General features: G+C 58.9%; 3 protein-coding genes. 2 read left to right on the plus strand and 1 reads right to left on the minus strand.

Annotated features, from left to right (window positions below; all coding sequences use genetic code 11):
* The first annotated feature begins 203 nt into the window (after window positions 1-203).
* The gene (locus ACLJK8_RS22750; RefSeq protein ID WP_413152681.1) at window positions 204-509 is read left to right on the plus strand and encodes a hypothetical protein; all 306 of its coding nucleotides are present in this window, start codon (window positions 204-206) and stop codon (window positions 507-509) included.
* A gap of 92 nt (window positions 510-601) precedes the next feature.
* Here ACLJK8_RS22750 and ACLJK8_RS22755 read toward each other — a convergent pair whose 3' ends face one another.
* On the minus strand, window positions 602-838 hold the full coding sequence (locus ACLJK8_RS22755; protein WP_413152682.1) for a hypothetical protein: 237 nt from the start codon (window positions 836-838) through the stop codon (window positions 602-604).
* Window positions 839-915: 77 nt separating this feature from the next.
* On the opposite strand from ACLJK8_RS22755, the gene ACLJK8_RS22760 reads away from it, so the two are divergent.
* On the plus strand, window positions 916-1212 hold the full coding sequence (locus tag ACLJK8_RS22760; protein WP_413152683.1) for a hypothetical protein: 297 nt from the start codon (window positions 916-918) through the stop codon (window positions 1210-1212).
* Window positions 1213-1323 lie beyond the last annotated feature (111 nt).

Below are 1323 nucleotides of genomic sequence, written 5' to 3' on the forward strand. Positions count from 1 at the left end.
TATCGGGTCCAGCGCCAAGGGAGGAGTTCGTGTAAGCGATCGCGGCGGTCTTCCCGCCTGCCTGCGAGCCGACGAAGAGCTGGACACCCGCAATAACCCTCCCCTTTGAAGGGCGATTATATACCTTGCAAACACGTTGCCCGCTGAAGCCTGCGCGGGCATGATGCCCTCCGGAATCACAGGGGGCTTCGATGCGCGTTTGCGTGATGATCCAGCTTGGCGGAACGGTATCAATCGACCGCATCCGCGAGGATGTTCCGCGACTTCTTGAGATCGCCAAGTCTGCATCCAAAGGCGAATTCGAGCAGGTGTTCCGGTCCCCGAGCGCCGACCTGTTCGGGTGGTTCCTACAGGTTCCGAATGACGACCTTCGTTTCCTACGGGAGCGATTTGTCGGGAGCACCGCATTCCGAAATCAGGACTCCATCCTCGTGCTGGAACTCGGACCGTGGTTCGACGGGCAAGGCTTCAGTCGCGCTTGGACGTGGCTTCAGCGCCATCGCAGCTAGGCAGGATCGCCTCAACCTGGGCGGCACGCAGCCGCACGCCAGCCGACGCAGCCCATACCGCTGGCGGCGAAAGTAGGAGCCAGCGGATAACCCTATTCAGCCTTGTCGGGGTCGGTGGGTTTCTCATCGCGTGCGATGGTATCATGATACCCCATACGCCGCAAAGCATCCTTCAGCTTTTCCTCGTCAAGCTCGACGCCTAGCTCTCTGGCGGTTTGCTCGAAGCGTTCGCGTTGAGATTGAGTATCACGCATGAGCGTTGACTCCGTGGCGATGATCTTGCTGATTTGGGCGATCATAGCAGGCAGATCGTTCCGTGGATATTTCACAGATCATTAAATCTCCGAAGGCAAACATCACTTGGGGGAAGTGGTCTGATGACAAGATCAGACGGACAGACTTCCCCATGAGCGGCAAGAGAGGAGGCGCATTCCCCCTCACCAGAATGTGGCGCTGGGGGACAGTCTGTTTCGATGCGCTCGGGCTCTCATTCATCGTGCTCGCAGCTTACCACAAATCCCTCCCGGAGTTTCAGGCGGTCCTCTCGGAGAAGCTGCCCAAGGATACGCGGATGCTCGCGCGGTTCGAGTATCATGGGAACCACCCCGTTGTGGGGTGGCACATCCATGCTACATGTGGCGATGTCTCAAACCTGCAACCTGGCATCATCAAACCCCTTGGCCAAGTCAGATTGCCCGACTGAGAGCGGCGGTGCAAAAACCGGCCACGGTAGCGGCGGGATAGTCCGGCCGCGGGCGGAGTAAAATCCGGCCACCTATTTCCCTTCTGCATTGAACGCAGGAGGGACAGGGGA

Origin of the sequence: Amaricoccus sp. W119, from assembly GCF_047275745.1 — a bacterium.
GTDB lineage: Bacteria > Pseudomonadota > Alphaproteobacteria > Rhodobacterales > Rhodobacteraceae > Amaricoccus.

Excerpts from the sequence above, each read along its gene's own strand:
- ACLJK8_RS22760 (WP_413152683.1), top strand. The coding sequence starts at position 916 with ATGAGCGGCAAGAGAGGAGGCGCATTCCCCCTCACCAGAATGTGGCGC.